This is a genomic window from Flavobacterium sp. UBA5153 (genome assembly GCA_002413745.1).
Lineage (GTDB): Bacteria > Bacteroidota > Bacteroidia > Flavobacteriales > Flavobacteriaceae > Flavobacterium.
This window is the reverse complement of record DHXP01000080.1, coordinates 1-3,506: the sequence shown is the minus strand read 5'-3', so window position 1 is coordinate 3,506 and position 3,506 is coordinate 1. Positions and strand designations below refer to the sequence as shown.

Annotated in this window: 5 protein-coding genes; 2 read left to right on the top strand and 3 right to left on the bottom strand. The window is 35.2% G+C overall.

Going from position 1 to position 3,506, the window contains the following annotated elements:
• Positions 1–246: 246 nt before the first annotated feature.
• Both B2145_RS17460 and B2145_RS17455 read right to left on the bottom strand, forming a co-directional pair.
• Positions 247–783 (bottom strand): hypothetical protein, encoded by a 537-nt coding sequence (locus tag B2145_RS17460; protein ID WP_291105209.1) that lies wholly within the window; start codon positions 781–783, stop codon positions 247–249.
• Between the two features lie 226 nt (positions 784–1,009).
• A complete protein-coding gene (locus B2145_RS17455; RefSeq protein ID WP_291105208.1) occupies positions 1,010–1,336 on the bottom strand; it encodes a hypothetical protein in 327 nt (108 codons plus the stop codon).
• A 116-nt stretch (positions 1,337–1,452) separates the two neighbouring features.
• Here B2145_RS17455 and B2145_RS17450 point away from each other — a divergent pair, with 116 nt between their 5' ends.
• Both B2145_RS17450 and B2145_RS17445 read left to right on the top strand, forming a co-directional pair.
• Positions 1,453–1,668: a hypothetical protein gene (locus B2145_RS17450; RefSeq protein ID WP_291105206.1), complete on the top strand. Its 216-nt coding sequence runs from the start codon at positions 1,453–1,455 to the stop codon at positions 1,666–1,668.
• Positions 1,655–2,077 (top strand): putative toxin-antitoxin system toxin component, PIN family, encoded by a 423-nt coding sequence (locus tag B2145_RS17445; RefSeq protein WP_291105204.1) that lies wholly within the window; start codon positions 1,655–1,657, stop codon positions 2,075–2,077. The genes B2145_RS17450 and B2145_RS17445 overlap by 14 nt, the downstream gene beginning before the upstream one ends.
• A 73-nt stretch (positions 2,078–2,150) precedes the next feature.
• Here the strand turns inward: B2145_RS17445 and B2145_RS17440 are convergent.
• On the bottom strand, positions 2,151–3,506 hold a 1,356-nt coding region (locus B2145_RS17440; protein WP_291105202.1), incomplete at its 5' end, for a YifB family Mg chelatase-like AAA ATPase.

Here is a 3,506-nt window from a genome sequence, read left to right as displayed (position 1 = left end):
TATTTTATTCTTATTACTTATATTCCTTTCAAATATAAAATATAAATATGTTAACTAAGAGAATTTCAATCAATTATTTTAGTTCCCCTTATAGGATTTGCAAAAACTTGTGATAGTAAAAAAGGCAACTAGTGTATTAATAAAAAAAATAATTTCAAAATAAAAGTAAGGGACTAAATTATTTTTTTTTATTAAACTTTATTAATTTAACAAAAAAGAGCTTCAGTATTCATTTCTGTCGTGTTGTTACTTTCTGTTTGTCAAAGTTAATGCTTGTCTAAATGTCCTTTGAAAGTTTGTTTGCTGTCCGCTACTTGGAAAAGGTATTCTTATGTCAACTACTTTGTAGCCAAGTTTAGCTAATTCTTTATATGCTAAATCGTAAACATTCGCTTTTATTAAAATTATGTTCGTGTTCGTGTCTGCCACTTTCTTTACTTTTTCAATTAAGTTCGGAACAAAGGTTTCAACAGGAATATCATTTAGCAAAGATATAGGAGTGTCGGATAAATCTATTAAAAAATAACCTTCTTTCTTGAGCTTGTTTAGTATAATAGATTTCTTTTCGGGTGTTCGTCCACTTGCAATAAACTCTTCTTTCAAGTTAGGATATAATGCTTCGGTTACTCCAAGGAAAAGATAATCTCTTTCTCTAACATTTTCGTAATAAAAGAAACGTTCTAAACTGTCAGGAGGTGCTTCCGCTATTAACAAAGTTTTGACTCTGTCAGGTTTGTATTTCAAACGCGCATTGTCAATTTTCTTTTTGTTTTCTTTTGTCATTTCGTGTTCGTGTTCGTGTCTGTTTTGTTACGGATCTTAGGTTTGCAGATAACTTACCAATGTAAGGTAAAAGAAACTTTTTATTTAAATTCAAATATATAAGTAGTAAAAACGATATAATGTCGTGTTTTACATTTAAACAAATTGCCTTAATTAATTGAAAAACAAATAATTAAATAGTTTTAATAATACGACAACAAATCGTTCCAATTACTTAGATAATTCTTTATGAATTATCAAAAGTTTTTTTGGTTTTCCAAATGTTTCTGAAATTGATACACCCGATAGCGCGGATTTGCAATCCGTGCCCATTCCAATTCAAACAACATTCTAAACTACCCCAACCAACCATCACGATCCAAACTTCTGTATTGAATAGCTTTTCTTCAATATGTGAGGAAATAACTTTTGGAGCGGCTTCTAAATCAGCGATGGTTCGGGCTACTTTCAAAACCCAATCGCTCGGAAATGTATAAATCTCTCTCGAAACGCTAGGCAGAATTGCATTCTGTGCCCAATACAACGGGAAACAAAATCTATCCCTGCTTTTCAAAGTCACCAACTTTGAGGTTGTATCAATAATTTAACTACTTTTAAAAAACATTCTACTCAACCATAATTTCTCTGAACATTTTGCTAAATAGAAACCATTTCCCTAACTTTGACATTATGGAAGCACTAAAAATTGAAATACTTAATCCAAAAGCGTTGCAACTTATCAAAGAAATGCAAGACTTGAATCTTATCAAAATTACTGAAGTGCCTGTTTCTAAACTTCAATCATATCTAAAAAAGAGGAGAAAAAATGCCAGTTCTGCTCCAAATTTAGATGAGATTGCAAATATTGTTGCCGAAGTTCGAGCTGAAAGATATGGCAAAAAATAAATCACTTAGACTGGTTATTGACACTAATCTTTGGATTAGCTTCATCATTTCTAAAAAACTCAATCAACTAGAACCAATATTATTAGCAGAAAATACTAGAATCTTATTTAGTAGCGAATTGGTCGAAGAACTTCAAGCAACTATTACAAAACCCAAACTTCAAAAATATTTCTCCGAAAATGCTTTAGAAGAAATGTTAACTGTATTTGATCCGTACATCGATTTTATTACTGTAAAAAGTAAAGTAGTAATTTGTCGAGACCCCAATGATAATTTTTTACTCGCTTTAGCAAAAGATGGAAAAGCAAATTATTTATTGACTGGTGATAATGATTTATTGGATATTGGTAAATATGAGCAAACAATAATTATAAAAATATCGGAATTTTTTGAGCAAATCAAAAGCTAACATCACTGTCTCAAAGTCTGCGGAGCGTGCATAAGATGTTTAACATTCTTAATCAAAAATCTGAAATCTGAAACTACCCCAACCATCCATCTCTATCCAAACTTCGATACTGAATCGCTTCGGCAATATGGGAGGAAATAACCTTTGGAGCAGCTTCTAAGTCAGCTATAGTTCTGGCTACTTTCAAAATTCTATCGTAGGCACGTGCCGAAAGATTCAAACGTTCCATTGCGGTTTTCAACAATTGTTTCGAAACGTCGTCAAGAGCGCAATATTCCCGAATGTGTTTGGTATTCATTTGCGCATTGTAATGGATATTTTCCATTTGAACGAAACGTTCCGTTTGAATTTCGCGTGCAGCGGTAACTCGTTTCCGAATTTCGACGCTACTTTCGGCTTTTTGGTCTTCGGATAATTTTTCGAAAGGAACTGGGGTAACTTCAATATGAATGTCAATTCTATCCAATAATGGTCCCGAAATCTTGCTCAAATAACGCTGCATTTCGTGTGGAGAAGACGTTTGTGGCGAATCCGGATCGTTAAAAAATCCACTCGGACTTGGATTCATACTAGCCACCAGCATAAATGACGACGGATAAGTCACGGTAAACTTGGCTCTCGAAATCGTCACTTCCCTATCTTCCAACGGCTGACGCATTACTTCGAGAACATCTCGTTTGAATTCCGGCAATTCATCCAGAAACAAAACGCCATTGTGCGCCATCGAAATTTCTCCGGGTTGCGGATAACTTCCTCCTCCTACTAAAGCCACATTTGAAATCGTATGATGCGGACTTCGAAAAGGTCTTTGATTCATTAATCCTGCCTCTTTGAGTTTTCCTGCTACGCTATGAATTTTGGTAGTTTCGAGTGCTTCTCGCAAAGTCATAGGAGGCAAAATACTTGGTAATCTTTTGGCAAGCATTGTTTTTCCTGCTCCCGGCGGGCCAATGAGAATAATGTTATGTCCGCCGGCAGCGGCAATTTCCATACAGCGCTTAATGCTTTCCTGTCCTTTCACATCACTAAAATCGAATTCCGGAAAATCCAACGTTTTATAGAACTCGGCTCTCGTATCAATGATTGTAGGTTCTAAAGCCCCCTTCCCTTCGAGAAAATCGATAACTTCCTGGATATTTTCAACGCCATAAACATCTAAACCGGAAACAATTGCGGCTTCTTTCACGTTTTGCATTGGAAGGAAAAAACCTTTAAATCCTTCTTCTTTGGCTTTTATGGCAATGGGCAAAGCACCGCGAATGGGTTGCAAACCTCCGTCTAACGAAAGTTCTCCCATAACAATATATTTGTCTATTTCATCTGCTTTTATTTGTGAAGATGCAACGAGAATCCCAATTGCCAGCGTCAAATCATAAGCCGAACCCTCTTTTCGCAAATCGGCTGGGGCCATATTGATGGTGATTTTCTT